This is a genomic window from Paraburkholderia denitrificans (genome assembly GCF_042655705.1).
In the GTDB taxonomy this organism is placed as follows: domain Bacteria; phylum Pseudomonadota; class Gammaproteobacteria; order Burkholderiales; family Burkholderiaceae; genus Paraburkholderia; species Paraburkholderia denitrificans.
In genome coordinates, this window is the sequence record NZ_JBHSMP010000028.1 from 63,773 (window position 1) to 89,041 (window position 25,269).

The window sequence follows — 25,269 nt, forward strand, 5'->3', positions numbered from 1 at the left end:
CCCCAGGCGCCTTATTGCGGCTCGCTGCCGCAAGCGAGCGGTGTCTTCAACGAGCCCGCCGGTGCGGGCACGGGATTTTGCGGAGCGGGCTGCGTGGAGAGCCAGGCGGCGACCGCACTCACGTCTTCGTCGGAGAGACGCGTGGCGATCGCATGCATGCAGTCCGGTGCGATGGCACGCCGCGAACCCGAGCGCCATGCGCCGATCTGCGCGCTGATGTAGTCCGCATGCAGGCCGACGAGACCCGGAATCGCCGGTTCCATGCCGGTCAGCTTCTCGCCGTGACATGCCGCGCAGGCGGGAACCTGCCGCGCCGGGTCGCCGTGCAGGACGATGTTGCTGCCGCGGGCAAGCTTGCTCGCGGCGACCGTCGGTGCGGCGGGCGGCGGATAGGGCGGACGCTGCTGCGAGAAGTGCGTCGCGATCTCGCGCAGGTAGTCGTCGGAGAGATAGGTGACCAGGTAGTTCATCGGAGGGTACTTGCGGCGCCCCTCGCGAAAATTCACCAGCTGGTTGAACAGATACTGGACCGGTTTGCCGGCGAGCCGCGGGAAGTAATCGTTGTCCGAACCCTGGCCTTGTTTGCCGTGGCAGGCGGCACAGCCCCGCACGCGCGCTTCGATCGTGTCCGGGGCCTTGGTTTGTGGGGCCTTCGGTTGCGGCGTCTGTGCGTGCGCCGTGTTGAAAACGCCGGTCGCCCCGAATACCAGCAATGCTCCCAGGGGCGCGGCGAGCGGAATGAGCGGTCGGAAGAGGCGTCTTGGGAACACGCTTAACTCCATCTTTATCGTGGACCTGACCGGGCTTCGAACGACCCGGCTTCCAGGCTGCGCGCGCTGAAATCTGCTGGCCTTGCGCACTGCGGCGACGCGAAATTCTATCATCGCCGTCTTGCGGCGACCATTTGTCGCACATGCCGCGCCGACCGTGCAAGGGCTTACCCGAACGCCAATGCAACAACCCGGAGCGCTATCGCCGGAATCAGCCGGTATCATTCTGCACCGGTTGCCGGATCCGTGGCACGCGTTTGTTCGGCGCCCGCGTGCCCGAATCCGCGTTGGAGCCATGCGGGGGATGCCTTTCGAACGGGGCGCATCGCGTGGCTCGCCGCTGTTTAATTTGCGCTTTCTTCGATGTTTGCTTCGATGCCTATGTACTCATGTTTCATGTTGCTTCTTTGCCACTGGTCTCGATGACTCCAATTGCACTTTGCCGTTCGATGCGGCGCGCCTGCCCCGCGTACCTCTTTTCGTTGCGTGAACGCGTGGAGGCGACGGCCCGATGAAACCCGACTGGCTCTGGATCGGGCAGGTCGCGATGGCCGCCCTCATCAACGTTGCGTACGCATTCGCCGTGGGCTCGGCGCTCTACGGCGCATGGCTCGAAAGGGATGGGCATCGCCCCGTCTCGCCCGCTCATGCGGCATGGCTGCGCGCACAACGCTCGCTGCGCGCGGCGGCCATCGTGCTCGTGATCGCGCTGGCGATGTGGCTGCTCTACGAAAGTGCGTCGATGAGCGGTGAGCGCCTGCCTGCCGCGTTCGGCATCGTGTCGACGGTGCTCACGCAGACGCACGTCGGGCAAGCGTGGGGCGTCGCCGCTGGCGGCGCGCTCGTGCTGGTCGTGACGGCATTCCTCAGGTCCGGCGGTGTGCGCGACGGCGTGCTCTGGATCGCGCTCGTCGTCATCGCGCTTGGGCGCGCGGCGCTCGGCCATGCCGCCGATTCGGGCTTCGCCTCGGCCGCGCTCGGCATGCACGCGCTGCACGTCCTGAGCTCGAGCGCGTGGGGCGGCATCGTCCTCGCGGGCGGATTTGCCGTGCTGCCGGCGCTCGGTGCGTCGACGGCGCGCGGCATCCTGATCCGCACGTCGATGCAGGTGTCGAACGTGGCGATGTTCTTGGTGGGCTTCATGTTCGCGACCGGCGTGTTCAATGCCGTGCGCGGCTCCGGCGGATCACTCGCCGCGCTGACCGGCAGTTCGTGGGGCCACGTGCTGCTGTTCAAGGCGGGGCTCGTGGCGCTCGCACTCATGATGGGCGGCTATAACCGGATCGTCGCCATGGCGCAGCTGCGACGCGCGGCTTCGACGGCGGCGGCGCGCCGCTTCGTGAACGTGCTTCACCTGGAAGCGATCGTGATGATCGGCGTGCTCATGCTGGCGGCCGTGCTCGCGCGCAGCGTGCCGGCCTACGTGTTGCACGGCTGATACGTGAATTCCGAAGGCCGCGAAGGCAACATGCCGCGGCCTCACTCGTAGCCGAGCCGGTGACTGAGAATCGGCGAGAAGAAGAGGGCGATAGCGCACCCGGCGGCCTTGCCTTCGAGTTCGGCGAGCGCAGACACGGAAGAGGGATCCCACAACAGATCGAGCAGTTGCGGCGCGCACCACAGCACCGCAACGCCGATGAACGCATGTTCGACGGCGAGGATGCGCCAGCCGTGCGCGCGGGCGATTGCCGCAACGATCACACGCATGATGCCGAAGACGACCAGCGCGCCGACGGCGGCCTGTTCGCGGAGCAGATAGTCCGGGAGCATCGTGTCCATATGAATCCCTGTAACGCGCAATGGGTCTTGGGGATTCAGCAAGGACTACGCCAGCACGGCGCCGGTCGCGGTCCATTGGCGCCTCGCGCGCGACGGATCATAAGCGGCGGGGCTAGCGGCGATGGTTTTATGTGCGCATGAAGACAATCGCCGCGTGCGCTCGATGGCGTCACGCGGCGAATCGGCTTCGAACCGGCCTTAAACGTTTCGGCGCTGAAACGCGACTTGCAGACAGCGTCGCTCGACGCCGCGCGCGCGGTTGAGGCCGGTCATCACGCCTGTCACCACTCGGCGACGCTGCCGTCCGCGTGACGCCACACGGGATTGCGCCAGCGGTGGCCGGTCTTCGCCATCTCGCGCACTTGCTCCTCGTTCACGTCGATGCCGAGACCCGGTCCCTGCGGTATCGACACGAATCCATCCTCGTACGCGAACACGCCCGGATTGCGGATGTAGTCGAGCAGATCGTTGCCCTTGTTGTAGTGAATGCCGAGGCTCTGCTCCTGGATGAAGGCGTTGTAGCTCACGGCGTCGATCTGCAGGCAGGCCGCGAGCGCAATCGGACCGAGCGGGCAATGCAGCGCGAGCGCGACGTCGTAGGCTTCGGCCATGGCGGCGATCTTGCGGCATTCGCTGATGCCGCCCGCGTGCGAAGCGTCGGGCTGGATGATGTCCACATAGCCGCCCGAGAGGATGTGCTTGAAGTCCCAGCGCGAGTAGAGCCGCTCGCCGAGCGCGATTGGCGTGCTGGTCTGGTTGACGATGTCGCGCAGCGCCTCGACGTTTTCGGAGAGCACGGGCTCTTCAATGAACATGAGCTTGTACGGATCGAGTTCCTTCGCGAGCACCTTGGCCATCGGCTTGTGGACGCGGCCATGGAAATCGACGCCGATGCCCACGTGCGGCCCGACCGCCTCGCGCACGGCGGCGACATTGGCGATCACGCCTTCGACCTTGTCGAAGGTATCGATGATCTGCAGTTCTTCCGAACCGTTCATTTTCACGGCCTTGAAGCCGCGTTCGACCACCGCGCGCGCGTTGTTCGCGACGTCGTGCGGACGGTCGCCGCCGATCCACGAATAGACCTTGATCCGGTCGCGCACCTGGCCGCCCAGCAGCGCATGAACGGGCACGCCGTGATGCTTGCCGAGGATGTCCCAGAGCGCCTGATCGATGCCCGCAATCGCGCTCATCGAAACCGGCCCGCCGCGATAGAAACCCGCGCGATACATGACTTGCCAGTGATCCTCGATGTGGCGCGGATCCTTGCCGACCAGATAGTCGGCGAGTTCGTGGACGGCGGCTTCGACCGTGTGCGCGCGACCCTCGACGATCGGCTCGCCCCAGCCGACGATGCCCTCGTCGGTTTCGATCTTCAGGAAGAGCCAGCGAGGCGGGACGACGAACGTTTCGAGCCTGGTGATTTTCATGGCGGTGTCTCCGGTATCGGGTGCGGCGCGCGTGGGTTACGCGTCTTCGGCGTTCATGCTACTTCAAAAGCTGCTGTTAAGTGCTATTAATAGTATTATTTCGTTTAGGGTCCCATTATCTGGGCATGTGGACCGCAACGGCATTCGAGGAGAACGGCGATTCAGCGCGATCTGCACGGCACAGTGGCATTCGAACTCGGTAGCGCGATCCTGCGCGGCGACTACGCGCCCGCGCAAGTGCTGCCGCGCGAGGCCGAACTCATGGATATGTTCGACGTCAGCCGCACCGTGCTGCGCGAAGCGCTACGCACGCTCACGTCGAAGGGGCTGGTGGAATCGCGTCCGCGCGTGGGCACACGCGTGCGTGCGCGCGAAGCGTGGAACCTGCTCGATGCCGACGTGCTCGACTGGTACGCGGGCGTTGCGCCGCCGCTCGCGTTCGCGCTCAAGCTTCAGGAGATGCGCGAGATGGTCGAGCCGTTCGCTGCTGGATTGGCGGCGAGCGCGCACGATGCCGATGCGCTGGCGGTTCTGCGTGAAGCGCATAGCGCGATGGTGGGCGCGCGTAACGTCGACGAATGGGTGCGCGCCGATCTGCGCTTTCACCTTGCCATGCTCGCGGCGTGTCGCAATGAACTGCTCGTGCCGCTCGGCGCGCTGATTGCCCGCACGCTTGAAGGGCAGTTGCGTGTGAATGCGACGCGCGCGGAGGTGTTCAACGCCGCGCTGCCTGAGCACACGGCTGTGTTGGATGCGATTGCGTGTCGCGATGCGTCGCGCGCGACATCGGCGATGGCGGAATTGTTGCGCACGACGCGGGAGCGGATCGAGGGGTGATTGGTGGCGGTTGGGGGGGCGTTCGAGCGCTTTTTGCGCCTCTTTTCTGCTGGATGCTTACTTACTGCAAGACACCAAAGAGGTGTCTTGCAGTGTCGATCACAACAACCTTGTTGAGGAAGAGGGCGTTGCCTAACATCGCAGGAAACCCGCTATCCGGCGATGTATAAATCTCACTAACGTTGAATTTGGCGTTCGCGATTTCGATAGAGCAGTTTGCCGGTTGCCTCCACAGCGTCAGCGGCTTTCCCCACGCCTCGACAATAAGCGTTTCATGATTTTGGCCACGGCAGTGTGTGGCTTGCAATTTTTCCCATTCGTCAGGCGGCAAATACAATTCCGTCTCGCTGCTTCCAGTATCGAATATTGCGTATTGAACTGTCGTGCCAATTTTGAACGGGATGAAAATCTTGTCGCGTATATTTTTATATTCGGATTTGAATGTCAGAAAGGATGCTCCTGGATTTGAGCGGATTTCGTCGACTGTTTTCTCGGAGAAGAAATATATTTTTTTTGCAGGGAAATCGATGGCGACCGGCTGAGACTTGAAAAAATCGAGACCGAGTGTGCCAAGCGTTGGTAAAGGATTTGTTTCGTTAGCCCTCTTGCCAAGAGATCTCATATAGAAGAACGGCATGCATCTCCTGTAAGAATCAGAAAAAGTGAGGCAAAATTCGACTGCATCAGTTTTGGTGTACTTCTCTCCGAGTTGTTCGGTTACGGCAATTTCATAAAGGGGACTTACGGGGGTGCCCGTGTCTAGCTGAAATTTTACCTCGCGCCCTTAAATTTCCTCTCGGGCTTTTATCATCAGCGCTCCACGTTCGAAGTTGATGTCGCCGCTCTTAAGCGTTTTCCATTCAAAATCGATGCTTGGGGTGTTGGCGAAGATGGATTTTTCAGTGGATTCCGTCGGTGAAAGATCATTTTTCATGGCTGCGGATGTGGCATTGAAGCTGGCTATTGAAAATATGGTTAATAAAAATAAATTTATTAACCTTACGGGGTTTCTCGTGGAATTTTCCATCACGCGTATCCAAAAATGCCGATTGCTTTTGAATAGCTTATGGATTGTCGATGAAAGCATTATGAAAGAAAAGCGGCGGGCTCTAACCAGCTGTGGAAATAGCTCCCGCTGTCGCCGTCAGAACGGGTGCGATAACGGTTGACGCGAAGTAGGTGAGAGACCGCGTGGAGGGAGTGGGGCACTATCGCCACCTACTGAAGCCGCTGATCGAGTAGGACGCTGGTCTGGCGTGGTGCGATAGATGCGAATAAAGCCGCGATCTGTGCGACAGTTTTTTCGTGAATGAGCCAGCGAGGTTTCCTGTGTCAGAACGCATCAATGCTCGTCTGTCCCAGCCCCTGGCTGAGTTTGTGAGCCGGATGGTTGGCGAAACAGGTCTCTATGAGACGCCTAGCGAGTATGTGCGCGACCTCATCAGGCGCGATATGGAGAAGCGCGAAGGCCAGTTTCTACAAGAAGCCATCCTTGCAGGCTACCGTGATCTTGCCGCGGGCCGCGTCTTTGCGTCGACCGGGGATTTCAAGGCCGACATGGCTTTGCTGGATCGCAAGGAGGCCGAGGGCTGGCAATGACGGAATCTGCCGCCCGATTATTCCTGACCCGCCACGCCGCACTCGAGCTGCGTCGAATTCATGTGCGCTCCACCCGCGAATGGGGCGAAGCGGTGGCCGACCGATATCTTGATGATGTGTACGCTGCGATACAGCGGGTGGCTGTCAGGCCGGAGGATGGCCGCTTGCGGCAGCTTCGCTCGGCACCTTTCTTGATGGTGCCCGCACGGCAACACTTCGTGATCTATGACATCGTGCCAGATGGCATTGTTGTGCTCGCCGTCGAGCTCAGGTCCGCGACATTGAATCCCTGATTGCAGGGTTCACTCCTGCATTCCTGGCGGAAGTTGAGCGGCTGAGGCAATGATGATGTCCGTGGCCGGGGCATTGCTTGATGGTCACTGCCAGCGCTGTCCTTACAGATCGTCGAGTTTGCCCGTGAGTATGGCCGCATCACGATGGCCGAGGCGATCAGGCTGACAGGCAGCAATCGCAACACCTTGAAGCTGCACTTTCGCGACCTGATCGAGCGCGGACATTTGGAGCTGCACGGCAGTGGGCGTGGCGTCTGGTACGGACTGAAGTCGGTTTAGGAAAAAGCGGACACATCTGCTGCCCCGCATTGCGCACCAAACATAGAGGAATGCGTAACAAATAGAAGGCAAATGGTAAGCTTTGCCTCGCCTCGCCTCGCCTCGCCTCGCCTCGTATGCACATGCTTTGCCTGATTTTTAGGCGCAACACGCCATGGCGAAAATGCGCGGCAAGCTGATGCTGGCGGGGAAGACCGGCAAGATTGCCATGGGTGCCATCATGGTGGCTATCGCAGTGCTTATCCTGAGCGGGGCCGACAAAACCATCGAAGCCCGGCTGGTGAGTCATTCTCCTGCATGGCTCACGGCATTGACCACGCGTTTTTGACCCTCTTGTCTGAACATCTTCAAAGCGCCTTCCGGTGCGCAATAAGCAAGTCAAATTTCGCAAGCTCGCTACCCTCGCTGGTTGCGGTGCCGCAGTCGGTGGATAGCAACACGAACGCGCATTTTTTTCATTTTCGGCGAACCGTTTTGCCTGGTGGATGCCTCTTGGTCTGCGAGGACTGTCCTCAAACACCGACAAAGGAAATTGCCATGTTCTATGTGAAGAACGTTCCGAACTGGGAGCGCGCCCTGCGTGCCATCATGGGCCTGATGAGCCTGGGCTTTGCCGTCATGAACTGGGGTGGTTCAAGCCTGGCCATCGGCGCGGGCATCGTGGGCGCGATGCTGGCCATGAGCGGCCTGATTGGCTTTTGCCCCATGTGTGCGATGGTGGGGCGCAAACTGGACAAGGGACACTAAGCCGTGGCAAAGAGCGGGATCGAGCGGGACAACTTGATACTGGCCGCACAGACGGGCGACCGTGCTGCTATCTCAAGTCTGCTCGCCGTATGTCAGGCCGACGCCCGGCGTTATGCATACAAGCACTGCCACGCCAGCGATGTCGACGATGCCGTGCAAGAGTCGCTGCTTATCATCTCGCGTAAGGTGAAGGGTCTCAAGGCGGCGGCTGCGTTCTCCGCCTGGCTGTTCACAGTCATCAAGCGCGAATGCCGCAGGCTTCAACGGATGATGTTCAGGCACGACCCGTTGCCGGAAGAGGCTGCTGAGGAGTTGCTCGCCCACCGTAGCGACGACGCGCTACGCGTGGACCTCGCCAACGCCCTGGAATCGTTGCCTGCGCACTACCTGGAAGTTGTGCTGCTACGCGATTTCGAAGAGTTGACGATTGCCGAGATTGCGGAGCGTCTGGGCGAGCCGCAGGGCGCCGTCAAAAGCCGGTTGCATCGCGCGCGGGAACTGGTGCGCGAGTACATGCTGGGCCCAGACCTCGCTCCGCATGAAGGCGGCAGGAGATGAATGCGTGAACAATCCCCAACCCGGCTCAACTGACGCTCGATTGCGCTCGACACTGACCTGTCCGGCATGCGGCCATGCCGTCGAACTCGACATGCCCACGGACGCGTGTTTGTTCTTTTACGAGTGCGAGAGGTGTCATGTACAGCTTCGTCCGTCTCCGGGCGACTGCTGCGTCTTTTGCAGCTACGGCTCGATGAAATGCCCTCCCATCCAGCTGGCGCACCGCTGTTACGGCACTCGTGCCAACTGACCGCGATTGAAATGCGGTCATCCTATTTATCTCATCCATGGAGATGAACATGCCTTACATCAAAACGCTTGCCGCTGTTGACCATGCATCTGCAGAAGGCAAGCAGAAAGAGATACTGGACACGGCTCGCAAACAGGTTGGTTTCATCCCCAACATGTATGCCAACATGGCCAATGTTCCGGCGGTTCTCGACACGTATCTGCACGGCTACGGACTGTTCCGGGGAGAGTCCGGCTTTTCCCCGGCGGAGCAGGAGGTTGTCTTTCTGGCAGTGAGCCAGGTTAATGGCTGCGCCTATTGCACGGCAGCTCACAGCATGATTGCCGACAAGATGTCGGGGGTGCCCGCCCCGGTCCTGCAGGCCATTCGCAACGGCCAGCCCATCCCGGATGCGAGGCTGGCCGCGCTGTTCGGTCTGACTCAAGACATCGTTCGTACGCTCGGCAAACCGGGCGAAGGCAAGGTCGCCGCCTTTCTCGATGCCGGCTATAAGGAGCAGGATGTGCTTTACATCATCCTGGCCGTCTCTGTTAAGGTTCTGAGCAATTATTCCAATCACGCATTCGGGACCGAAGTCGATTCGAGATTTGCGGCTTACAAGGTGGGTTGACGCTGTCGCCAGAATTGCGATCTGTCGGCACGCATTGGGCACGCCGCATTGGGCCACGCACTGATTGCGCGCAAAGCGACAGACAAAGAAAAAGCCGCTAACCCTTTCGGATCAGCGGCTTCTTTTACAACTGGTGGCGAATCAGGGACTCGCGATGAACTCCCGGGAACCCCGGTCCAGCCGGCTTCTATGGCTGCTACACGTTCCAAGGATAGCACCCTAAGGTAGCAGTTTCCAGGTGCTCAGAACGGGTCATCCGACCAGAAATAGCCCTATCTCGGCCTTGAATTTCAGAACTGGCAGCCGAATCACCTGTTGACCGGCTGTCAGGAAGTATTCAACTAGCCATGACACCGCGAAGATGGATTTCATATTTCGCGAAAGCATCGTCCTGTCTCAGATGTGCGTATTCGGAAAGTACCGTCTCTAGCTTGTCGTGCAGGAGTTGGCTAACCGTAAGAAAATCGTTGGGGTGCTTTCTTAGGTAGTCGGTTGCAACGAGATGCCGTATAGCGTGGGGACCGAATCCCGGGGTCTGCGGAATGAGTCGTCGAGTCAGTCTGAAGAACTGTTTATTCAGGCTTTTCCACCTGCCGGACTCGTCATTTGGGAAAAGCCAGTCTGCTTTGGGATTGGCGCGAAGGAGGCGGGGCCGGAACTCATCCAGGTATTCTTCGATTCGCTGCCCAAGCGAGCGCGGCAGCGGTGCGTCATACGCTCCTTTGATGGCTTTGCGGTCGTTTTTGAAGTCTTGTGGGCCAAACCGGATTCGCCACTGCCCGTCTTCGCGACGGTATAGTGAGCCGGAGTTGTTCGGGCGCCAGGTCATGGTGACAAGATTTCGGAGGCGCAGAGGGTTTGCAAGCACAATCGATAGCGCCAGCGCGTCGCGCTTTAGGGTGGCCTCCAGCGGACTCCCAGGCGCTGCGCTAGCTGCTTCCCTGTCCAGCAACTCGACCGCTCTGAACAGGGGGGCCAACGGTTCGGACATGTCCAGCAATGACTGAATAGGCTCTTCCGGGCGTCGCGACACGTCGGTCGCGTCAGTCAGCCATTCTTTGGCGAGTTGCCGCGTTTCGAGGCACGCGTTGGCCCAGCCCGTGTTTAAAGTTCCCGGGGGAAGCCGCTCGATGAGGGTCGGCTGCTGTGTCACAAAGCCCGTATTCGCACTGAGGAGGCCGGCAGTGAGCGCTGCGAATGCTGCATGACCTCCATGAACCAGACCACCGGACCGTGCTCGCATGAATTCGAGGTAAGCATTGACGGCATCGCGAGATGCGAACCATGCGAGGCTCTGCGCTGCATCAGCCGAAACGCCATACCCCCCGTCCTCGCGTGGTCGAGCAAGGAAACCAAAGAAGGAGCGAAATTTGTCCAAATTCTTTTGTGCAGTCGGACAGCACAGTCCATTACGCCATGCGTGCGCCGACGGTAGTTTGGCTTGCTTTTCGCCCGATTGTAGTCGCCACGTACCACCTGGATTTCTCGCCAAGGTTGTCCGTTTGTCGGTCTTGTAGGCGAAAAATGCATTCCATTCAGTCAAGAAGTCGGCGGAAAGTGCGTCCTCCTGGATGTAGTAAATATCCCTGATGTTTCGAGCGAGCCTGATGCGATAGTCGATTTGACTGCCGGCGCCAACCGAAGCGCTATTGACGAGCGCTTTTTTCACCGCAGGAATCAGGGATTCCAAGGTGCCGGCTTCGAGCCCCAGCTCTCGCTCAAGCCGTCTGACAGAAGGAAAAGCGCGCCGGTTCGGCACCGCGCCTTTTAGCCAACGTGCGAGAGCCGTGGTAGATGCGCCAGCCCGCTTAGCGATGGTTTTGGGAGCATCTCCCGTTGTTGCTAGCGCGGCCCGGAGAGCGAGATGAAATGGCGAGACTTCCGAGTTGGTTTTTTCTGCAGGCTTGATGCGTCGGTTTTCATGAAGCAGGGAATCTGCGGCCTTGCGCCATGCGCGCAAGTGGCTTCTCCGGTCGCTCTTGGAGTGGCTGCTAACGGTGAGCGATTCCGAATACGCCTTCAAGCTCGCATCGAATCGCGATAAAAGCTCCTTTCCCACAGCGGAGTCGACCGTCTTGCCGTGAAACGCGAGGAAGGAATGAAGTGTTGAGATACGGTTTTTGAGGGTTTGGTCAGATAGCGCAGGGACATCCATCTCGCTTTGAGATGCTACCTGGGTCTGCATGAGTACAACCAGTTCTCGGTAATAAAGGTCCATATCGGGTCCGTTTAGACCCTCACATAGCTGCCACGAATCGTTGCCGTCCTCGTTATGGCAAAGCCTTGCACTATAACGAAAGGCTGGTAACTCTATGATTTCATGTGATTTCCTCATGATGCCTCCGTCTACTGCCTTACCATGGCGGAGGTCAGCCGTTCGTTATGTCCTATTGGGCGGCCAGGAGGGTTGGGTTAGTGGTACCCGGTATAACGGAACGGTTTATATCGGTGCGAAACGGCAACCTGCTGATTCAAGCGTGGCACAGCAGGTCTCGTATGCACGGGTGGCGGGTGTGTAGTGGTCTGATTGCCTCGTTTTGTGCTTCGGCACGCTTTCAGCCGAAAGTTGTTCATAATCAACGGCAGCCGCAACAGGTATTTCGGGACCCACGGTGCCGGTCCTTTTTTATCGCGTACTTCTTTGTCGTTGATGATGTCTTTGCCTGGTGAACCTGACCACCTGTTACGGTCGGCAGCCGCGGGCTCAATGCCCTACAATCGTCTGAGGAAATATCAAAGAAAGCCTCTCGAGGTGCGGGATGCAACACGAAATCGCAGTAACTTCTTCCTTCACATTTCGCACTATTGGCGAAAGCCAGCGACTGACTCGTTGTGTTCGGCTAAAAATAGCCAGAGTCCTGCGAAAGGCGCACGCCTTGCCGCTGTTAACAGGCAACTAAAAGGGGTAGTTCGGGGGTGCCAGTGGGTTCGGTTCGAATCACCGCGCATCAAAATAAAGATAAGCAGAGAGGCGAGAGTGACGTTGAGAACGGAAGCTTCTATCCCGGCGGTTTATGGAATTCATGGCCTTGTTGATGGCAACCGAGTAATTCAACTGACGCGCGACGCGAAGCGGCGGGAAGTGTCGGTGAATCAACCATCGGGTCGCGGACGCAATTATCTCGTTCTTGATAATTTCGACGGCGAGAAAGTCGCGGTCTCAACGAGAACGATTGCTGCGCCTGAAGGTGTGGACCGCCTTCTGATTCTTACTGATTCAGATGAGATGCCCTCCGATGGCTCGGATTGGAATCTTACGGCCCGACCTAGCCGTTGGGCGTTTCCGAAAGCGCTGAACGTTGGTACCGAGCCGGTAGGCGAAAGTGCGCAGAGAACCCGTGTCGTCGTTCAAAGTTGGGTTGATGCTTTCCGATATCGAGAAGAGCGAGAGGATGGGGACGGGACTGTTTGTCCAGGATTGCGCGCGCCGCAGATTGGTGCGCTGCATGCGTCGTTGGGACATTGGCGAGCATCCTCAAAGCCTGCCACGGTTGTGATGCCGACCGGGACCGGGAAAACGGAGACAATGCTTGCATTGCTTGTCGCCCAACGGATTCCCCGACTTTTGGTGCTCGTTCCCAGCGACGCCCTTCGAGACCAGATTGGCTCCAAGTTTGTTACGTTGGGGTGGCTCAAGCAGTTCGGGGTCGTTGGCTCCGATGCACAGTGTCCCGTGGTTGGGTTCCTGAAGGCAATGCCCAAGGATGCGGCGGCTCTTCAGGGAATTCTCGAGCGATGTAACGTGGTTGTTGCGACGATGAGCATTGCGGCGAACGGTAGAGCGACTCATAGGGCAGTCATCGCGAGATGGGCGACGCACGTGTTCATAGACGAAGCTCATCATGTTTCTGCAGCAACCTGGACGGCATTCCGCGATGAGTTCGGCGAAAAGCCCGTGCTCCAGTTCACGGCGACGCCGTTCCGCACGGATGGGAAGTTGGTCGACGGAAAGGTAATTTTCAACTACCCACTTCGACGTGCGCAGGCCGAGGGGTACTTCCGGCCTGTAAGCTTCCGGCCCGTTGTTGAGTACAACAATGAGCGGGCGGACGAACGAATCATGGAAGAGGCGGTTTCGGCGCTTAGTGCAGATTTGGCGGCAAACCTCGACCATGTCCTTATGGCCCGGGTACAGTCAATATCGCGGGCCGAAGCGATACATCAAATTTACTGCGACCACGCCCCTCACCTGCACCCGCTGATAGTGCACAGCCGTCAAACCGCGGTCGTCAAGCAGGCGAGTCTACAGGCCCTGCGCTCGCGAGCTTCAAGGGTGATAGTCTGCGTCGACATGCTCGGGGAGGGTTTCGACATGCCGCAGCTCAAGGTTGCCGCCCTTCATGACATGCACAAGAGCTTGGCGATTACGCTGCAATTTACTGGAAGATTCACACGGACGTCTGCCGATGACATCGGCAACGCGACGGTTGTTGCCAACATCGCCGATGTGGAGGTCGGCGAACGCCTGCGCGCACTCTACGCCGAAGACGCGGAATGGAACGAGCTACTTCGCGTTCTAAGCGAAGGGGCTACAGAGGACGAAATTCGGCGCTCGGAATTCCTCGAAGGGTTCCAAGAGTCCGCGCCCCAAATCGCGTTGCAGAACATCTCACCGAAGATGAGCGCTGTGGTTTACCGGACAGGTGCGACGTGGGACCCTGAGCGTATTGAGCGTGCAATTAAGCCTGTACGCATGTATGCGGGTCCCTTCAATAATCCGGCAGAGCACGTTAGCGTATTCGTGACGAAGGACCAGGAACAGGTTCCGTGGGGGGATGTACGGGACTTGAAAAATACGGCGTGGAACGTGTTTGTGTTGCACTGGAACGAAGAGCAAAGACTTCTTTTTATCAACAGCTCTGACAATTCTTCGGTGCATGAGGAACTCGCTCGAGCAGTCTGTGGTCCAGATGCGACTTTAATCAAGGGCGAGCAAATCTTTAAATCGTTGCACGGCGTAACGAGATTTCTCATCATGAACCTCGGTCTGCGCCATCTGATAAGCCGGACGGTCCAATTCTCGATGTACAGCGGCGCAGACGTCGGGAACGCGCTTACCTTAGCGCTGCGCCAGAACCGGTCGAAATCCAACCTGTTCGGCCGTGGCTATGAAGGCGGAGAGCGGGTCACAGTCGGTTGCTCTCAGAAGGGGCGCCTCTGGTCTCATCGTATTGCCTATGACCTTGCAAAATGGGTGCAGTGGTGTCATCAGGTCGGCGCGAAGCTAAATAATCCGGATATTTCAACGGAAGACATTTTTCGGAATGTAGTGATTCCAGAAGTCGTCTCGACGCGACCGGAGGTTGTATTGATAGCCGTCGACTGGAATGAGGAAATGTTGCACCGGAGGGAAGACGCCGTCGAGCTCGACATTGGCGGAATGTCGAGCGCTCTCTGTGATGTTGACCTTCAGCCAGATTCGACCGCCGCGGATGGTCCGTTACGCTTGCGGCTCAGAACGCCGAACGGCGACTCTGTGTACGAAGTCCGGTTTTCGGCTGACGACGTGTCCTATGTACTCGTTGAGGGTACCGCAGCGTATGTTGCGTCGGGACGCAAACGTGAATCGTTGGATGCGTGGTTCCGCGCCGAGCCGCCGACGTTGTACTTCGCTGACGGTTCGACGCTCATTCACAACGAGTTGTTCCGGCTTCCGGCCACTGAGCGCCGAGTTGCGTTCCAACGCGAACATCTTGTCGCATGGGATTGGGCCGGGGTGAACATCCGAAAAGAGTCGCAGGGGGCGACCAAGGACGCAGATTCGATTCAACGACGTGTCGTCGATAGTCTTCTGGCGCTACAAGGTGAGGAACGGCTGGACATCGTCTTCGACGATGACGGCTCTGGCGAGATGGCCGATGTGGTTGCAATGAAAGTTGTCCCTGGAGGGGTCGAGGTGTCCTTCTATCACTGCAAATACTCGCACGGGGACAAAGCTGGAGCACGCGTTGATGACCTTTACGTGGTTTGCGGCCAAGCTCAGCGAAGTGTCTTTTGGAAGGGGGAGCCTGAGCGATTGTTCAAACACTTGCAGTACCGCGAGGTCAGCCGGCAACGCACTGGACGTACGCGATTCGAACGGGGTGACCTGAAAGTGCTCTCCACTGTTGCGCGGTCGCTTCGGTCTAGCCGGCTATCACTCAAGATTTACGTGGTGCAGCCGGGTGTTTTGAACGCAGACGTCAGTCCCGCTCAGCTCGAACTACTTGGGGTCACCGAGCTTTACCTGCGTGAGACTTACGACTGCGCATTCGAGTTTATTGGTAGCTAATGCCTGACCGACAAGGAAGGACTAGGACGAGGACGAGGAGCCCGCGGGCGGCCTGTCGCGCGGCGCCTTTCACGGTACTTCACGCGCCTTCCTTGCCATCGCAAGAACCGTAATCGCGCCTATCTCCAATTGCAAGCCGAGCCTGGCTGCCCGACACTGAACCGCGACTGGCATCGATGTCCTGTTCCTTGCTTTTTGCGAACCCGGTTGGGCGCAATCGGCAGTTTAAACGTAGACCGTTTGACCTGATGTTGGGCAGGCTCGCCCAACGAGTTGCGCACACGCCGATTAATGATGTCTGTGGCGAATCATCAAGCGCTCGCGAAAATCAAATCACGGGGAACAGACGTACCCCCGGCAATCGATGCGAAGCCTGTCGGCCATGCCATCAAAATGACTATTTGGCTAAATTAGTGCGCTATATGGTGCATGACATCAATCAACAATCCCCTCGCCGACAAATATCTCGATTTTCAAGAACTTGCGAAGGTGTTGGGCATCTCACCACGGGTCGTTCTTCTGCGAGCAAAACACCGACCGTGGCTGCTTCCGCCGCGTGCTCAGTTGTACGACCGCCAACTTTGGCGTTGGCGAATTGATGTTGTCGAGGCTTGGCTAGCACGGGCTCAAAGCAACAGCGGTTCTTCCGCAGGCTCGCGGTCAACCACTTGAACGTGTGCGTCACTTTTATCGAGAAAAAGAGCGAGCGCTGAGGAGGCTGCCTACGAATCTGGATGCGATTTTTGCAGTTCTTCGGCGCGGCGAAAGAGGTCAGACAGAGGTACGCCTAGCGCCGACGAAATCAGCACCAGGGTGTCAAAGTTCGCGGGCCGGGAACCGCGCTCAAGCATGCTCACGGCCGTGAAGTGGAGGCCACCGCGCTCAGCGAGTTCTGTCTGCGTCAGTTCGAGCGCTTTTCGTTCAGTGCTCACGACGAGACCAAAGGCCTTCCTCAACTGCATGTAATTTTTTAGGCGATTTCGGGAGTGGACAGTGTCCTGGCGGAAAGTACTTGCGTAAAGAGCGTAAACGTCTAAAATTATGCGTTAACGTCTAATTCAGGTTTTTTTCGCTGATTCTTGAGCACCTGACCGCCTTCGCCGTGTTCGCGGCAACCAGTAACACGCAGGTCTGCGAGCAGGGCAAGTGCGTCACAGTTGCCATGGTCCAGCGGCGACAGAGCCCTTACTTGGAGGTCCGGTTGGAACCAGTAAATCTGCAATACGCACCGGCTACCACGCGAACCATGATGGCACGCGTGGGCGCCTACATCTCGGTTGATATCGACGGCGAGCAGTTCAGGCTCTCGCCGCACGAAATGCCGGGCGAGATTGAGTGGCGTATTGATTTCATCCACTGGCTTGTTGCCAGAACGGCCTGTCAACTCTTGGCTCAGCCGCGAGACGAGAGAATCGCTGCTCTGGTTGCACTCGAGCGGGACCTTATTCGCAAGACTAATCTGCATCCAATTGAGGCGCAGGTAGTCGCCGAAGGCGCACTGCTCACGCTTGGTGATATCGACGAGGAGAAGACGTGGTTGGCGAAGCCTGACGAGCTACAGCTCGATGTTGACGTCAAACGAGAAGGAGATGTCTTGTTGAGTCGGTACAGGTCGCTGATAAGGCAATACGGGAGAAGGAAAGGACCAGAGTCAGCGGGGATGAATCCGGACGCACGGCCAACCGATTGGAACTGGTCTCAATTCTTGGACTGGTAGCCAGATTTAACGACGCAGCAAAGTCGCATCGTAAGCGAAGAAGTTCCATTCAGCGGCACCGTTGCAAGTGCACGCTGCCTACTCGAATGTGAGGTCAGCGCGCAATACGCTCACGCGGGCGTGGCCCCCAATAAACTGCTGCGTAGTCGAGGCATCTTTCACATAATTCGCGTCGCAAATTTAAATGTAGTAGTGCGAATATATATTCTTGCCATGTTCGGCGTCGTTCAAAAATGGAGTGCCACTTGACGTACGAAGACTTTATTCGCGATGCGCGAGTTGCCGAATTGACACCGTCAACTCGCTTGATGGCCGCCTCGCACGCGATTTACTGGTGCTGCGCTTGCACCCATGATGCCACGCTGTGTCTGGCAGACACACGGGACGAGCGCGTCGAAGATGTCATGGAACGGGCACTCGCGAGGTTAGCATTGCTGTCCGCAGAGGACGTTTCGCTTGTCCGCAGCCTGTTCGAGTGGGAGCTGCATACAGCGCCGTTGTGGCCGTTGCCTATGTTGCCTGGCGATGCAATTGCGCTCGCCGAGCGCGTGCGCAAGGTGATTGAGGTCAAGTGACGCTGCACATTACGGTGGTGGGCGCTAAATGCTGACAGGCCCACCCGGAGAATTACCCAACGTACCTCCGCTGCGGCGCGTGGGCGGGCACGTGCTTTACCTGGATTTCGACGGGGTATTGCATCCGCACAACGTGTACGCAAAGCGCGACTCCGGACCTTTTCTTGTTGGCTACCCGGGGCACGAGCTGTTCGAGCACTGTGCGCTGCTCGAAGAGGTGCTGGAACCGTACCCGGAACTGCGCATTGTTTTGTCGACGTCGTGGGTGCGCCACTACCGAAGCGTAAGCCACGTGGCACGCCGACTTACGCACGGCTTGAAGGCACGTGTTGTTGGTGGCACGTTCACGGGCGCATGGATGTTCCGGCGTTTGTGTACTCGCCGCGAGGCATGCAAATCTGGAGCGACGTGCTGCGCCGCAAGCCGAAAGCGTGGCTTGCACTAGATGACGACGATTCGGGGTGGCCTGAGTGGTGCCCGGACAGCCTCGTGCGCACCGACCCAGACCTCGGTATCAGCGAGCCCGCTGTGTTGGCAGAGCTGCAGGCAAAGTTGGTAGCAATGCACAGCACATGACCGTCGAAGCCCGCCTCGTCCACTCCATCAAACGGAGGAAGGGCGTGGTCATCTTGCGCTCAGAGGTCGCCCCACTGGGAAGCGCCGCACAGGTGGGGCGTGTGCTGGCAAAGCTGGTGAGTGACGGAAGGCTTGTGCGTGTCAGCAGGGGGGTGTATGCAAAAACACGTGTCAACAGGTTTACGGGGCAATTGGCGCCAGCAGCGCCGTTTGAAGTCATCGCCGCAGAGACATTTCGAAAGTTGCGCATTGCGGTGCAGCTAGGGCGTCTCACGCGCGAGTACAACGCTGGGGCAACAACGCAGATACCAGTGGACGGCGCTGTGTGCACCGGCCGGCGTCGTATCCGCCGCAAAATACAAGTTGGCAGCAGAGCGGTGAAGTACGACAAATAGGGGGTTACCGTGCTGAAAATGTGTGTTTGCAGGTCAACGCATCGCGACGTGCCTATGCATACAGACTCAACGGGCACAAGGTATGTGCGACTGCGCGAAATACCTGAGCCCGCGCGAACGCTATTTCAGCGCAGCCTGGATGGCTGCACATGCCTGCTGATTGCAGAAGACCCGGAACCACGCGGATGTGCATATTGGCACGACTGGTATGGCTTTCGGGACAGCTTATGAGCATGCTGAAAATCACGATTTACGACGGCGAGTACTCGCGACCTATGGCCTGCCTGGCACGACTGTGCGAAATCGAGGGCAGCGTCACACCCTTTGACCGACCGCCTTTTTCGGTGCTGGAAGAAGCGCTTCGCGTACTGGAAATGTGCGCCGACCGATACAGCATTCAGCCCCTGAGCGGCACCTATTTTACGGTTGCAATTGGCCGCAAGGTCGGCGACGAGGTGACTCCCCTGCTACGCCTCGACGGCTGTACACAAAACGGCTGGGCAAGCGCCAGTGCTGTTGGGCAAGGGCCGAGGTGGGACACGGCTCCCGTGCGCTACGAGCCGGGCGATGACGCCGTAGAAATTGTGCGCAAAATCCTCGCAGGTCAGCTGCAGCGCTAGCGCTCTGTCCGCCCCTCGACGTGCGACAAGGCCTTATCCAGCTCTTCTCGGGTCATTGCGCGTCCCGCGAATGCCTTTTTACGGGCGTCCGGCACATCAGGGGTGGGTCGACGGCCGCGCAGCAGGCGGCCCAACGCAAAACCAACTGCGGCCGCTAACACCAGCACTACCGCCACCGGCGCTGTATCCCGCAGCACTGTCAGCAAAATCGGCTCCATCGCACCTTCTTCGACATGATGACTAGCGTACCCGAAGATTTTCCCCGCGACACACTGCCCGCAGCGGTTTCTGGTGTGCAGCCAAAAATCGGTGTTCGCCTAGTCGATGGTCGATACGTTGCCGGGCAAACCGAGGAGGAGCGCGCCAGACGGTGGGAAATGTGTGAAGACCTCGCGCGGCAGTTGGTAGCAGTTGCTCGCAAAGATGTGGCACGACACCCGGGGCAGACGCGGGACCGAACGCTGGAGCGCGTTCGGGTGTCAGTTGCTCGCAAGGGGTGGGTGTCGCCGGAAGAGCTGGACTGGCTTATGCAGCGAATATCCGCACTTCGATAGGGCCAACGGCCATGGAAAATAGCCGTGAGTGGCTGCAGGAGTTTGCGCGCCGCGCGGAAGGAGCAAGTGGGATTCATGTGTGCAAAGGCGTCTTTCTATCTCTAGCGCAGTTTTGCAGACGAAGGGACATGTAGAGTGCGCGCCGGGTGCAGCCAGAGCGGTGTGGCTGCTTGTTTCAGTTGGGGGCGGTAACAATCGCTACTACGCCTTCCCTTATTGTGGGCTCTTTTCGAAAAGCTCGCGGCTGAGTACGCGGTCCATCGCGACTCTCTCGAGCGCACCGGTGTGTTTCTGAAGCTTGCGAACGAAGTTGCTCACACTTTTAGGTGCCTCGACATATATCGGTGTTCGCACTGGCAGCGGATAGCCCTTGTTCGAAAGTGGTTCGAGTACCTCATCGAGCTGGCTGTGCACGATAAGGCAATGGTCCTTCTCCCGTTTTCCGAGCAATGGCTTCGGCGCAAGTTCGTCACGGTAGACAAAGACGATATCGACCTCGGGAAGCAGCGTAGGTATGCCATCGCCCCACACGACAGAAGACTTCGCTTCCCCCTCAATATTGAGCATCATGATTTTGGGCACAAAAACTGACTGCCCGAGCGCTGCCTGCATTGTTGGGACTTCATAATTCCAGCGCCACGCCGCCTCGATGACGGCTTCCGACATTGTCAGGAAATTGTTGGTCCTGCTATGCGACTCGATAATGCTTTCGTACGCGACCTCATTTCCGCAGTTCCAGCCACGTAGGAATCCTTCTGCCGAGTAAGGCCCCGCTGCCATCCCTTGAACCTGTGGGTCTTCAATTTCCGGATTGAATCGGTTGACAAACAGCGACACCTCGGGCTCGGCTTCGAGTCCAAAGATGTGTGGGCGGAAATAGTTCAAGTTGAACGCGATGCGCCGCTGCGCTCCGGCACTTTGCCCATTGGTTGGCTCCGCATCATCAAATGCGAAGGAAAAGTAGACCCCCGTGTTCGTATTTTCGTATGTGGCGTTGCCGTCGACCCTGTAGTGGCTACGCTGTCGAAAGTACGCCGCGACGTCATCCTTGGTGATGTCAGCAGGCAGGGTAAAGAAAAGGTCGTAGCTCATTGATTTCGGACCCGCGGTTCTCGACTATTGGATTATGGCTGATGACTTCGCTGCAGCGTAGCTGTAGTGCGTCGTGACAGACAGCGCTGCGTTTGACAACTACTCGATAGTCTAAAGCTTTGTTGACATATGCCGTTAATCCGTACGGCCCGCTTTAATCGCTGACCGGCGCAATAAAAAATTGAGGCTCCGAGGACATCAATGGCGACAATCAATGCGTACATTCCGACCGTTACTCCGCTGCTGTTCGAAACTGAAGAAGGAAGGCGCACTGCAGGAGCGTGCCTACAATTCGGTGGCTGGAATCACGAGGACAAGACGCTGACGCCAATCCACGTCGAAGCCTTGCTGGCAATGCCTCACAATCCCGCACTCTACTGGGTGATGGATAGCCTGGCGGCCGCTGCGGAGGCGGGACGATTGGATGCTGACCGGTATGTGGAACAACTCTTCGCAGGCCGCAGCGACGCGCGCGCGTTTCGGCTAGTGCTGCGTGACGCAGGAGCGGACCATTGGCTCGGCGACCGGCACCATAATGCGTTGCGCAAGCTCGGCTGCGCGAGCATGGATGCGAGCACCTACCCGGTGCTTGCTTCCTTCTTCGACCCGGAAGTGTAACGACCCGGGGCCTCCTAACCGCTGTCGGCCATAGCACCATGGAGTTCGTCGCACTTTGGCTGATAGTCGTCTCTATCAACTGGGTGGCCTTTGAGGCTCGAAAGCGACGCCGGGCGAATCTCGATGCGACGCGCAGCATGTGGGCATCTGAGGAGGTGGTTCTGGAGGTCTATGTGAAAAAGGCGTCACTGCCTCTGCTCACATGCTTGGCGGCTGCCCTTTTCGTCGCTGCGAGCGCGTTGGTCTGTTTGCTTGCGGTCCACTGGCCCGTTCATCCTGTACTCGCAACGGCTGCGTTCGTCCCTTTTGCTTCGGGGGCCGCTATGGGCGCCCTGGTGGCTGGTCGCAATCTGCGTCGCATTGTGCGATTTGGCAGCGACCTTCCATGGGCTCGACCTGCACTGCGCCTAGGCGACGATTGTGTGGCGTACTTCGACCTCGCTACGGTGCCATGGAACGACGTTGTTGACACTAGGGACTTGGAGGTGTCGATGGGCAGAGGCGGACGGCGTGCTCATGTTCTGCTGTTCGTGTGCGGGAGCACGGCCGACTACGCGTACGGCGGAACGTTGAACCGGCTTGAGGCCAAATCGGATGCGAGTATGCTCACGCTTGCCGCTCAGACCGAATGGCCCCCTGCCCGAAAGGCGACTTCGTTCTTCCTGAAGTCGATTACCTAAACGGCGTATTTGCGCCGCGTCTGAAAGTCTGGATTGAGCGCGTTCGCAAGTCCGCGGACGCGCTAGGTTCTCGAAACTACTCCGAGCATGGTCACCGCCCGTTGGCTGCCACTCGATTACCGGACCGTCTTTGATACACCGGGCCGGTGGCGATACATCCCACAGTGGAAGGTAAATTGAATGAATCGCCTGATGGCTTCCATCGCAGCAATCGGGCTTGCGCTCTCAGTCGTCGTGCATGGCGCCTCGCTGTTAGGCGTCGACGTCATGAGTCGTGTCCCATACGTGTGGGGCCTGCATGTCGGCATATTCATCGTGTTCGCTCCTGCCGTCATGTTGGCGCGCAGGCGATTTGGAGCTAGGCCAGCGCTGGCTGACCTGCGCCGGGCGTTTCCTGACTGGGTCCAGGCTTTGGTCGCTGTGTTCTTCGCTTATGCACTCTTCAACTTCTATGTTTGCCTCGTTAGCATGGACGGAAACCCAGCCATCAAAGCGGGGCAATACGTACTTGAAAACCACGGCAGAATCGTTCGAAGTCTAAGCGCGGCCGAATACACCTCACTTCGGGCTCGAGTAGCTCGTGGATTCTCTGGGCATTGGATGCTCTTCTACTTTGCTGCCGTCGCCTACTTTGCTTTTTGCAGGGATAGAGGCGGGTTCCACGGGCCGACGGACGAGAACGTCATTTCAGCGGGTTCATCCAACAAACAAACGGACTGATGCTATGTATGTTGAACGCGAAAACGACGTTGAGCGCCTGCTTCGATTGGCGGCAACCGAGCCCGCCTATCGGCCGGAATTTGCTCGCACACTATTGCAAGCCGAGGTATTTATCCTAGGCTATCCCGAGGGCGAGCTAGTGCAAGGAACGCTACGTACTGGTGCCAACGTAGCGGTAAAAAGCTGGTGTCGACCGGACGGAAGCCCTGTGATTCCCTTCTTTACTTCGGAGAAAGCGATGCGCCTCGCCATTAGGGAGGAGGAGAAGTACCTGCGGCTACCGGCTCGCAGCCTTTTCGAAATCACGCGCGGAGCCGCGCTGGTCCTCAACCCACAATTGGACTATGGCAAGGAGTTCATTCCGGCTGAGGTCGAAGCGCTGCTGAGTACCGGTGTCAGCAACCCGGGCACGACGCGCATCGTTCGGCAGGAGACGAAAGTACTCATCGGGAAACCTCGTGTATGGCCGGAGGACATGGCGCAATCGGTGACGAAGCTATTGGCTGGCCGACGTGAGGTAAAGGCTGCGTATCTCGCGCTCATGCATGACGCATCTATCGACGAGCAGCCACATCTCTTGTTTGCAATCGAGCTTGAGGGCGAGGATTTACAGGTGTTGCGCGATGTCGGTGCTGTCGCTGACGAGTACGTGAAGAGCTACGGCCCGACTGACGTCATGCGAATCGCTCCCGGGGATAGCGGGCTCGCTGGCCACTTCTACCAAAACGATAAGCCGTTCTATGAACGGACGCTCGCGACTAAGTTGAAGCGCGTATTCGGTTTCGGCCGACGATAGGGGCATGGTCACCCGGGTGCATTATGCATTCTCGTCGGATTTAAGAATTCTCAAGCTCGATGAGAAATCTTGAGAAGCGGGCCGCCAGTACAGGTTAAACGGGTGCCTGGATAGCGGCCGACAAAGGCGCAGCCGGTCATCAAGTGGTTTGCTTCCGCGAACAGACTATCGAGCGAAAGCGTAGACCTGTTCAGCGAACAGGAGGGCTGCAACCAGAATCATTGCTGCACCGGAGAGCTGACCCACCATGCGTGCCGCTTTGGGTCGAGTGCTCAGGACGGCCTTCGAGCCCAAGCCGACTACGGAGTAGACCGTGCCGACGTTGACCATGTGCACAAGTCCCAGAGCCACAATCTGGCCGGAGGCTGACCATCCGGCTTGAGGTCTGACGAACTGAGGCAATTGGGCGACGAACAGTAACAGAGCCTTCGGATTCAGGCCGCTGATTGCAAAACCGCGCATTGACCAGTCCCACCGGCTCTGCTGCACTTCATTCTGACTGGCGGTGAGTTCGGGCGGATGCATCAACGTCCGGACGCCCAGCCAGAGCAGATACGCGCCACCGACAACGGTCAGAACGGACGGAACCCTCGTGACCAGTTTTCCGATGCCCGGTGCTACAACTATCGTGATTGCAAGATATAGGCTGAAAATCTCGTCGGACCGAATGCACGCAATCTTTGCTTCCATAGAAATCCGCTTGTCGGCTGGGAGAAGGTTCAAGAGCATTTTGCTCCGGCAGGGGGCGTTGAAGGTCGCGTTGCACCAACATGACGCCGGCATTGAGCCGCGAGTTCTGTTGGGTCGCTGCTGGCAGAACACGACGCACCGCGCATAATTCGCCTTGGCGCGCTTTTTCGTTCCTGCGTGATGAGTTGTCGGGAGGGAGATGCCCCCTGACCACCAGCCTTGACCCCGATGTTGTTTTGGTGGGGAAATTCTGATATCAATAATGCAGTTTGCTTGTGCCTCGTGCTGAGTGGTCCGGCCACCGGAACCGCAAATTCGCACGGAGCGCCCGGCGTGCAGCAATGTATCGCCGGTCGGGTCAGCCATAGCATCGGCGCGCCCGCAGGAAACAGCCCAAGCCCTGTAGTCCGCCGTAGCACCGTAGCTTCAGCCGTTTTGAGGTCGCATTGGACGGTCGGTAGACTTTATTTTCAGGCTTGGGCGGCCTTGACGCTTCGCGGCGCTTGTCAGCCTGGGCAAAAACCCCAGAATGGGAGGTGAAAGTGGCGTTTCAGGTCGAAAGCAAAAACGTGCCAGTGGTGGGCGCTTCGGCGTCAACCTCTCGGCTTGCGCTTTGTTCTTGTGCCTCGTGCTGAGTGGTCCGGCCACCGGAACCGCAAATTCGCACGGAGCGCCCGGCGTGCAGCAATGTATCGCCGGTCGGGTCAGCCATAGCATCGGCGCGCCCGCAGGAAACTGACTCTCCGGGCTAGGAGACTGTCGGATTTTCGGGATAGGCGGTCATCCGGCGGACGGAGCCGGGCGTTAATGAAT

General features: G+C 58.4%; 31 protein-coding genes. 21 read left to right on the plus strand and 10 right to left on the minus strand.

All coding sequences use genetic code 11. The features are described from left to right. Positions 1-11: 11 nt before the first annotated feature. Positions 12-782 (minus strand): c-type cytochrome, encoded by a 771-nt coding sequence (locus ACFPTO_RS19950; protein ID WP_377714018.1) that lies wholly within the window; start codon positions 780-782, stop codon positions 12-14. 499 nt (positions 783-1,281) lie between these two features. Between ACFPTO_RS19950 and ACFPTO_RS19955 the strand changes: the two genes are divergently transcribed. Then, a complete protein-coding gene (locus tag ACFPTO_RS19955) occupies positions 1,282-2,208 on the plus strand; it encodes a CopD family protein (protein ID WP_377714020.1) in 927 nt (308 codons plus the stop codon). 41 nt (positions 2,209-2,249) lie between these two features. Here ACFPTO_RS19955 and ACFPTO_RS19960 read toward each other — a convergent pair whose 3' ends face one another. After that, positions 2,250-2,549 (minus strand): hypothetical protein, encoded by a 300-nt coding sequence (locus ACFPTO_RS19960; protein ID WP_377714022.1) that lies wholly within the window; start codon positions 2,547-2,549, stop codon positions 2,250-2,252. Positions 2,550-2,830: 281 nt separating this feature from the next. Next, a complete protein-coding gene (gene dgoD / locus ACFPTO_RS19965; RefSeq protein ID WP_377714023.1) occupies positions 2,831-3,979 on the minus strand; it encodes a galactonate dehydratase in 1,149 nt (382 codons plus the stop codon). Between the two features lie 117 nt (positions 3,980-4,096). On the opposite strand from dgoD, the gene ACFPTO_RS19970 reads away from it, so the two are divergent. Continuing rightward, a complete protein-coding gene (locus ACFPTO_RS19970) occupies positions 4,097-4,816 on the plus strand; it encodes a FadR/GntR family transcriptional regulator (protein WP_377714080.1) in 720 nt (239 codons plus the stop codon). Between the two features lie 61 nt (positions 4,817-4,877). Here ACFPTO_RS19970 and ACFPTO_RS19975 read toward each other — a convergent pair whose 3' ends face one another. Further along, positions 4,878-5,453 (minus strand): hypothetical protein, encoded by a 576-nt coding sequence (locus tag ACFPTO_RS19975; protein WP_377714025.1) that lies wholly within the window; start codon positions 5,451-5,453, stop codon positions 4,878-4,880. Positions 5,454-5,600: 147 nt separating this feature from the next. Continuing rightward, positions 5,601-5,843 carry a hypothetical protein gene (locus ACFPTO_RS19980; RefSeq protein WP_377714026.1) on the minus strand — a complete coding sequence of 81 codons (243 nt, stop codon included), beginning with the start codon at positions 5,841-5,843 and terminating at the stop codon, positions 5,601-5,603. Between the two features lie 302 nt (positions 5,844-6,145). On the opposite strand from ACFPTO_RS19980, the gene ACFPTO_RS19985 reads away from it, so the two are divergent. From ACFPTO_RS19985 to ACFPTO_RS20020, 8 genes are all read left to right on the plus strand, one after another. Continuing rightward, entirely contained in the window at positions 6,146-6,415 is a 270-nt protein-coding gene (locus tag ACFPTO_RS19985; RefSeq protein WP_377714028.1) for a ribbon-helix-helix domain-containing protein, read from the plus strand. Then, entirely contained in the window at positions 6,412-6,708 is a 297-nt protein-coding gene (locus ACFPTO_RS19990; RefSeq protein WP_377714030.1) for a type II toxin-antitoxin system RelE/ParE family toxin, read from the plus strand. The genes ACFPTO_RS19985 and ACFPTO_RS19990 overlap by 4 nt, the downstream gene beginning before the upstream one ends. A 144-nt stretch (positions 6,709-6,852) precedes the next feature. Next, the gene (locus ACFPTO_RS19995; RefSeq protein ID WP_377714032.1) at positions 6,853-6,987 is read left to right on the plus strand and encodes a hypothetical protein; all 135 of its coding nucleotides are present in this window, start codon (positions 6,853-6,855) and stop codon (positions 6,985-6,987) included. A gap of 154 nt (positions 6,988-7,141) precedes the next feature. Beyond that, positions 7,142-7,315, plus strand: coding sequence for a hypothetical protein (locus tag ACFPTO_RS20000; RefSeq protein ID WP_377714034.1), 174 nt, complete (start codon positions 7,142-7,144; stop codon positions 7,313-7,315). Positions 7,316-7,524: 209 nt separating this feature from the next. Next, the gene (locus tag ACFPTO_RS20005) at positions 7,525-7,734 is read left to right on the plus strand and encodes a YgaP family membrane protein (protein WP_377714036.1); all 210 of its coding nucleotides are present in this window, start codon (positions 7,525-7,527) and stop codon (positions 7,732-7,734) included. Positions 7,735-7,737: 3 nt separating this feature from the next. Then, positions 7,738-8,292 (plus strand): RNA polymerase sigma factor, encoded by a 555-nt coding sequence (locus ACFPTO_RS20010; protein WP_377714038.1) that lies wholly within the window; start codon positions 7,738-7,740, stop codon positions 8,290-8,292. After that, positions 8,273-8,542: a GDCCVxC domain-containing (seleno)protein gene (locus ACFPTO_RS20015; RefSeq protein WP_377714040.1), complete on the plus strand. Its 270-nt coding sequence runs from the start codon at positions 8,273-8,275 to the stop codon at positions 8,540-8,542. Before ACFPTO_RS20010 ends, ACFPTO_RS20015 begins: the two co-directional genes overlap by 20 nt. A 49-nt stretch (positions 8,543-8,591) precedes the next feature. Beyond that, entirely contained in the window at positions 8,592-9,152 is a 561-nt protein-coding gene (locus ACFPTO_RS20020; protein ID WP_377714042.1) for a carboxymuconolactone decarboxylase family protein, read from the plus strand. Positions 9,153-9,489: 337 nt separating this feature from the next. Here the strand turns inward: ACFPTO_RS20020 and ACFPTO_RS20025 are convergent, their stop codons facing one another. Beyond that, entirely contained in the window at positions 9,490-11,487 is a 1,998-nt protein-coding gene (locus tag ACFPTO_RS20025; protein WP_377714044.1) for a tyrosine-type recombinase/integrase, read from the minus strand. Positions 11,488-12,129: 642 nt separating this feature from the next. On the opposite strand from ACFPTO_RS20025, the gene ACFPTO_RS20030 reads away from it, so the two are divergent. Beyond that, positions 12,130-15,423 carry a DEAD/DEAH box helicase gene (locus ACFPTO_RS20030; RefSeq protein WP_377714046.1) on the plus strand — a complete coding sequence of 1,098 codons (3,294 nt, stop codon included), beginning with the start codon at positions 12,130-12,132 and terminating at the stop codon, positions 15,421-15,423. Between the two features lie 722 nt (positions 15,424-16,145). On the opposite strand, the gene ACFPTO_RS20035 is transcribed toward ACFPTO_RS20030, so the two are convergent. Next, positions 16,146-16,385, minus strand: coding sequence for a helix-turn-helix domain-containing protein (locus tag ACFPTO_RS20035; RefSeq protein WP_377714048.1), 240 nt, complete (start codon positions 16,383-16,385; stop codon positions 16,146-16,148). Between the two features lie 296 nt (positions 16,386-16,681). Here ACFPTO_RS20035 and ACFPTO_RS20040 point away from each other — a divergent pair, with 296 nt between their 5' ends. The 6 genes from ACFPTO_RS20040 to ACFPTO_RS20065 all read left to right on the plus strand — a co-directional run bounded on the left by ACFPTO_RS20040 (position 16,682) and on the right by ACFPTO_RS20065 (position 19,306). Then, positions 16,682-17,140, plus strand: coding sequence for a hypothetical protein (locus tag ACFPTO_RS20040; protein ID WP_377714050.1), 459 nt, complete (start codon positions 16,682-16,684; stop codon positions 17,138-17,140). Positions 17,141-17,385: 245 nt separating this feature from the next. Next, entirely contained in the window at positions 17,386-17,715 is a 330-nt protein-coding gene (locus ACFPTO_RS20045; RefSeq protein ID WP_377714052.1) for a hypothetical protein, read from the plus strand. 28 nt (positions 17,716-17,743) lie between these two features. Further along, on the plus strand, positions 17,744-18,160 hold the full coding sequence (locus ACFPTO_RS20050) for an HAD domain-containing protein (protein ID WP_377714054.1): 417 nt from the start codon (positions 17,744-17,746) through the stop codon (positions 18,158-18,160). Then, entirely contained in the window at positions 18,106-18,291 is a 186-nt protein-coding gene (locus ACFPTO_RS20055; RefSeq protein ID WP_377714056.1) for an HAD domain-containing protein, read from the plus strand. Before ACFPTO_RS20050 ends, ACFPTO_RS20055 begins: the two co-directional genes overlap by 55 nt. Next, on the plus strand, positions 18,288-18,686 hold the full coding sequence (locus tag ACFPTO_RS20060; protein WP_377714058.1) for a DUF6088 family protein: 399 nt from the start codon (positions 18,288-18,290) through the stop codon (positions 18,684-18,686). The genes ACFPTO_RS20055 and ACFPTO_RS20060 overlap by 4 nt, the downstream gene beginning before the upstream one ends. A 227-nt stretch (positions 18,687-18,913) precedes the next feature. Further along, positions 18,914-19,306, plus strand: a complete 393-nt coding sequence (locus ACFPTO_RS20065) for a hypothetical protein (RefSeq protein WP_377714060.1) — start codon at positions 18,914-18,916, stop codon at positions 19,304-19,306. On the opposite strand, the gene ACFPTO_RS20070 is transcribed toward ACFPTO_RS20065, so the two are convergent. Continuing rightward, positions 19,303-19,524 (minus strand): hypothetical protein, encoded by a 222-nt coding sequence (locus ACFPTO_RS20070; protein ID WP_377714062.1) that lies wholly within the window; start codon positions 19,522-19,524, stop codon positions 19,303-19,305. The genes ACFPTO_RS20065 and ACFPTO_RS20070 overlap by 4 nt on opposite strands. A gap of 549 nt (positions 19,525-20,073) precedes the next feature. Continuing rightward, positions 20,074-20,952: a hypothetical protein gene (locus tag ACFPTO_RS20075; protein ID WP_377714064.1), complete on the minus strand. Its 879-nt coding sequence runs from the start codon at positions 20,950-20,952 to the stop codon at positions 20,074-20,076. A gap of 201 nt (positions 20,953-21,153) precedes the next feature. Here ACFPTO_RS20075 and ACFPTO_RS20080 point away from each other — a divergent pair, with 201 nt between their 5' ends. From ACFPTO_RS20080 to ACFPTO_RS20095, 4 genes are all read left to right on the plus strand, one after another. Then, positions 21,154-21,570, plus strand: coding sequence for a hypothetical protein (locus tag ACFPTO_RS20080; protein ID WP_377714066.1), 417 nt, complete (start codon positions 21,154-21,156; stop codon positions 21,568-21,570). 38 nt (positions 21,571-21,608) lie between these two features. Continuing rightward, positions 21,609-22,250, plus strand: a complete 642-nt coding sequence (locus ACFPTO_RS20085; RefSeq protein WP_377714068.1) for a hypothetical protein — start codon at positions 21,609-21,611, stop codon at positions 22,248-22,250. Between the two features lie 180 nt (positions 22,251-22,430). After that, positions 22,431-22,970 carry a hypothetical protein gene (locus ACFPTO_RS20090; RefSeq protein ID WP_377714070.1) on the plus strand — a complete coding sequence of 180 codons (540 nt, stop codon included), beginning with the start codon at positions 22,431-22,433 and terminating at the stop codon, positions 22,968-22,970. Between the two features lie 4 nt (positions 22,971-22,974). Further along, complete coding sequence (locus tag ACFPTO_RS20095) at positions 22,975-23,766, plus strand: enhanced serine sensitivity protein SseB C-terminal domain-containing protein (protein ID WP_377714072.1); 792 nt, start codon at positions 22,975-22,977, stop codon at positions 23,764-23,766. 165 nt (positions 23,767-23,931) lie between these two features. Here ACFPTO_RS20095 and ACFPTO_RS20100 read toward each other — a convergent pair whose 3' ends face one another. After that, entirely contained in the window at positions 23,932-24,495 is a 564-nt protein-coding gene (locus ACFPTO_RS20100) for a LysE family translocator (protein ID WP_377714074.1), read from the minus strand. Between the last annotated feature and the right edge of the window lie 774 nt (positions 24,496-25,269).

Bases quoted from the DNA above. Each gene is read 5' to 3' on its own strand.
- ACFPTO_RS20095 (WP_377714072.1), top strand. From the start codon at position 22,975: ATGTATGTTGAACGCGAAAACGACGTTGAGCGCCTGCTTCGATTGGCG.
- ACFPTO_RS20000 (WP_377714034.1), top strand. From the start codon at position 7,142: ATGGCGAAAATGCGCGGCAAGCTGATGCTGGCGGGGAAGACCGGCAAG.
- ACFPTO_RS20085 (WP_377714068.1), top strand. From the start codon at position 21,609: ATGGAGTTCGTCGCACTTTGGCTGATAGTCGTCTCTATCAACTGGGTG.
- ACFPTO_RS19990 (WP_377714030.1), top strand. From the start codon at position 6,412: ATGACGGAATCTGCCGCCCGATTATTCCTGACCCGCCACGCCGCACTC.
- ACFPTO_RS20090 (WP_377714070.1), top strand. From the start codon at position 22,431: ATGAATCGCCTGATGGCTTCCATCGCAGCAATCGGGCTTGCGCTCTCA.
- ACFPTO_RS20080 (WP_377714066.1), top strand. From the start codon at position 21,154: ATGGCGACAATCAATGCGTACATTCCGACCGTTACTCCGCTGCTGTTC.
- ACFPTO_RS20100 (WP_377714074.1), bottom strand. From the start codon at position 24,495: ATGCTCTTGAACCTTCTCCCAGCCGACAAGCGGATTTCTATGGAAGCA.
- ACFPTO_RS20070 (WP_377714062.1), bottom strand. From the start codon at position 19,524: ATGGAGCCGATTTTGCTGACAGTGCTGCGGGATACAGCGCCGGTGGCG.
- ACFPTO_RS20035 (WP_377714048.1), bottom strand. From the start codon at position 16,385: ATGCAGTTGAGGAAGGCCTTTGGTCTCGTCGTGAGCACTGAACGAAAA.
- ACFPTO_RS20055 (WP_377714056.1), top strand. From the start codon at position 18,106: ATGCAAATCTGGAGCGACGTGCTGCGCCGCAAGCCGAAAGCGTGGCTT.
- ACFPTO_RS19975 (WP_377714025.1), bottom strand. From the start codon at position 5,453: ATGCCGTTCTTCTATATGAGATCTCTTGGCAAGAGGGCTAACGAAACA.
- ACFPTO_RS20020 (WP_377714042.1), top strand. From the start codon at position 8,592: ATGCCTTACATCAAAACGCTTGCCGCTGTTGACCATGCATCTGCAGAA.
- ACFPTO_RS20025 (WP_377714044.1), bottom strand. From the start codon at position 11,487: ATGAGGAAATCACATGAAATCATAGAGTTACCAGCCTTTCGTTATAGT.
- ACFPTO_RS19950 (WP_377714018.1), bottom strand. From the start codon at position 782: ATGGAGTTAAGCGTGTTCCCAAGACGCCTCTTCCGACCGCTCATTCCG.
- ACFPTO_RS19955 (WP_377714020.1), top strand. From the start codon at position 1,282: ATGAAACCCGACTGGCTCTGGATCGGGCAGGTCGCGATGGCCGCCCTC.
- ACFPTO_RS19980 (WP_377714026.1), bottom strand. From the start codon at position 5,843: ATGGAAAATTCCACGAGAAACCCCGTAAGGTTAATAAATTTATTTTTA.
- ACFPTO_RS19960 (WP_377714022.1), bottom strand. From the start codon at position 2,549: ATGGACACGATGCTCCCGGACTATCTGCTCCGCGAACAGGCCGCCGTC.
- ACFPTO_RS20005 (WP_377714036.1), top strand. From the start codon at position 7,525: ATGTTCTATGTGAAGAACGTTCCGAACTGGGAGCGCGCCCTGCGTGCC.
- dgoD (WP_377714023.1), bottom strand. From the start codon at position 3,979: ATGAAAATCACCAGGCTCGAAACGTTCGTCGTCCCGCCTCGCTGGCTC.
- ACFPTO_RS20060 (WP_377714058.1), top strand. From the start codon at position 18,288: ATGACCGTCGAAGCCCGCCTCGTCCACTCCATCAAACGGAGGAAGGGC.
- ACFPTO_RS20075 (WP_377714064.1), bottom strand. From the start codon at position 20,952: ATGAGCTACGACCTTTTCTTTACCCTGCCTGCTGACATCACCAAGGAT.
- ACFPTO_RS20050 (WP_377714054.1), top strand. From the start codon at position 17,744: ATGCTGACAGGCCCACCCGGAGAATTACCCAACGTACCTCCGCTGCGG.
- ACFPTO_RS19995 (WP_377714032.1), top strand. From the start codon at position 6,853: ATGGCCGAGGCGATCAGGCTGACAGGCAGCAATCGCAACACCTTGAAG.
- ACFPTO_RS20065 (WP_377714060.1), top strand. From the start codon at position 18,914: ATGAGCATGCTGAAAATCACGATTTACGACGGCGAGTACTCGCGACCT.
- ACFPTO_RS20015 (WP_377714040.1), top strand. From the start codon at position 8,273: ATGAAGGCGGCAGGAGATGAATGCGTGAACAATCCCCAACCCGGCTCA.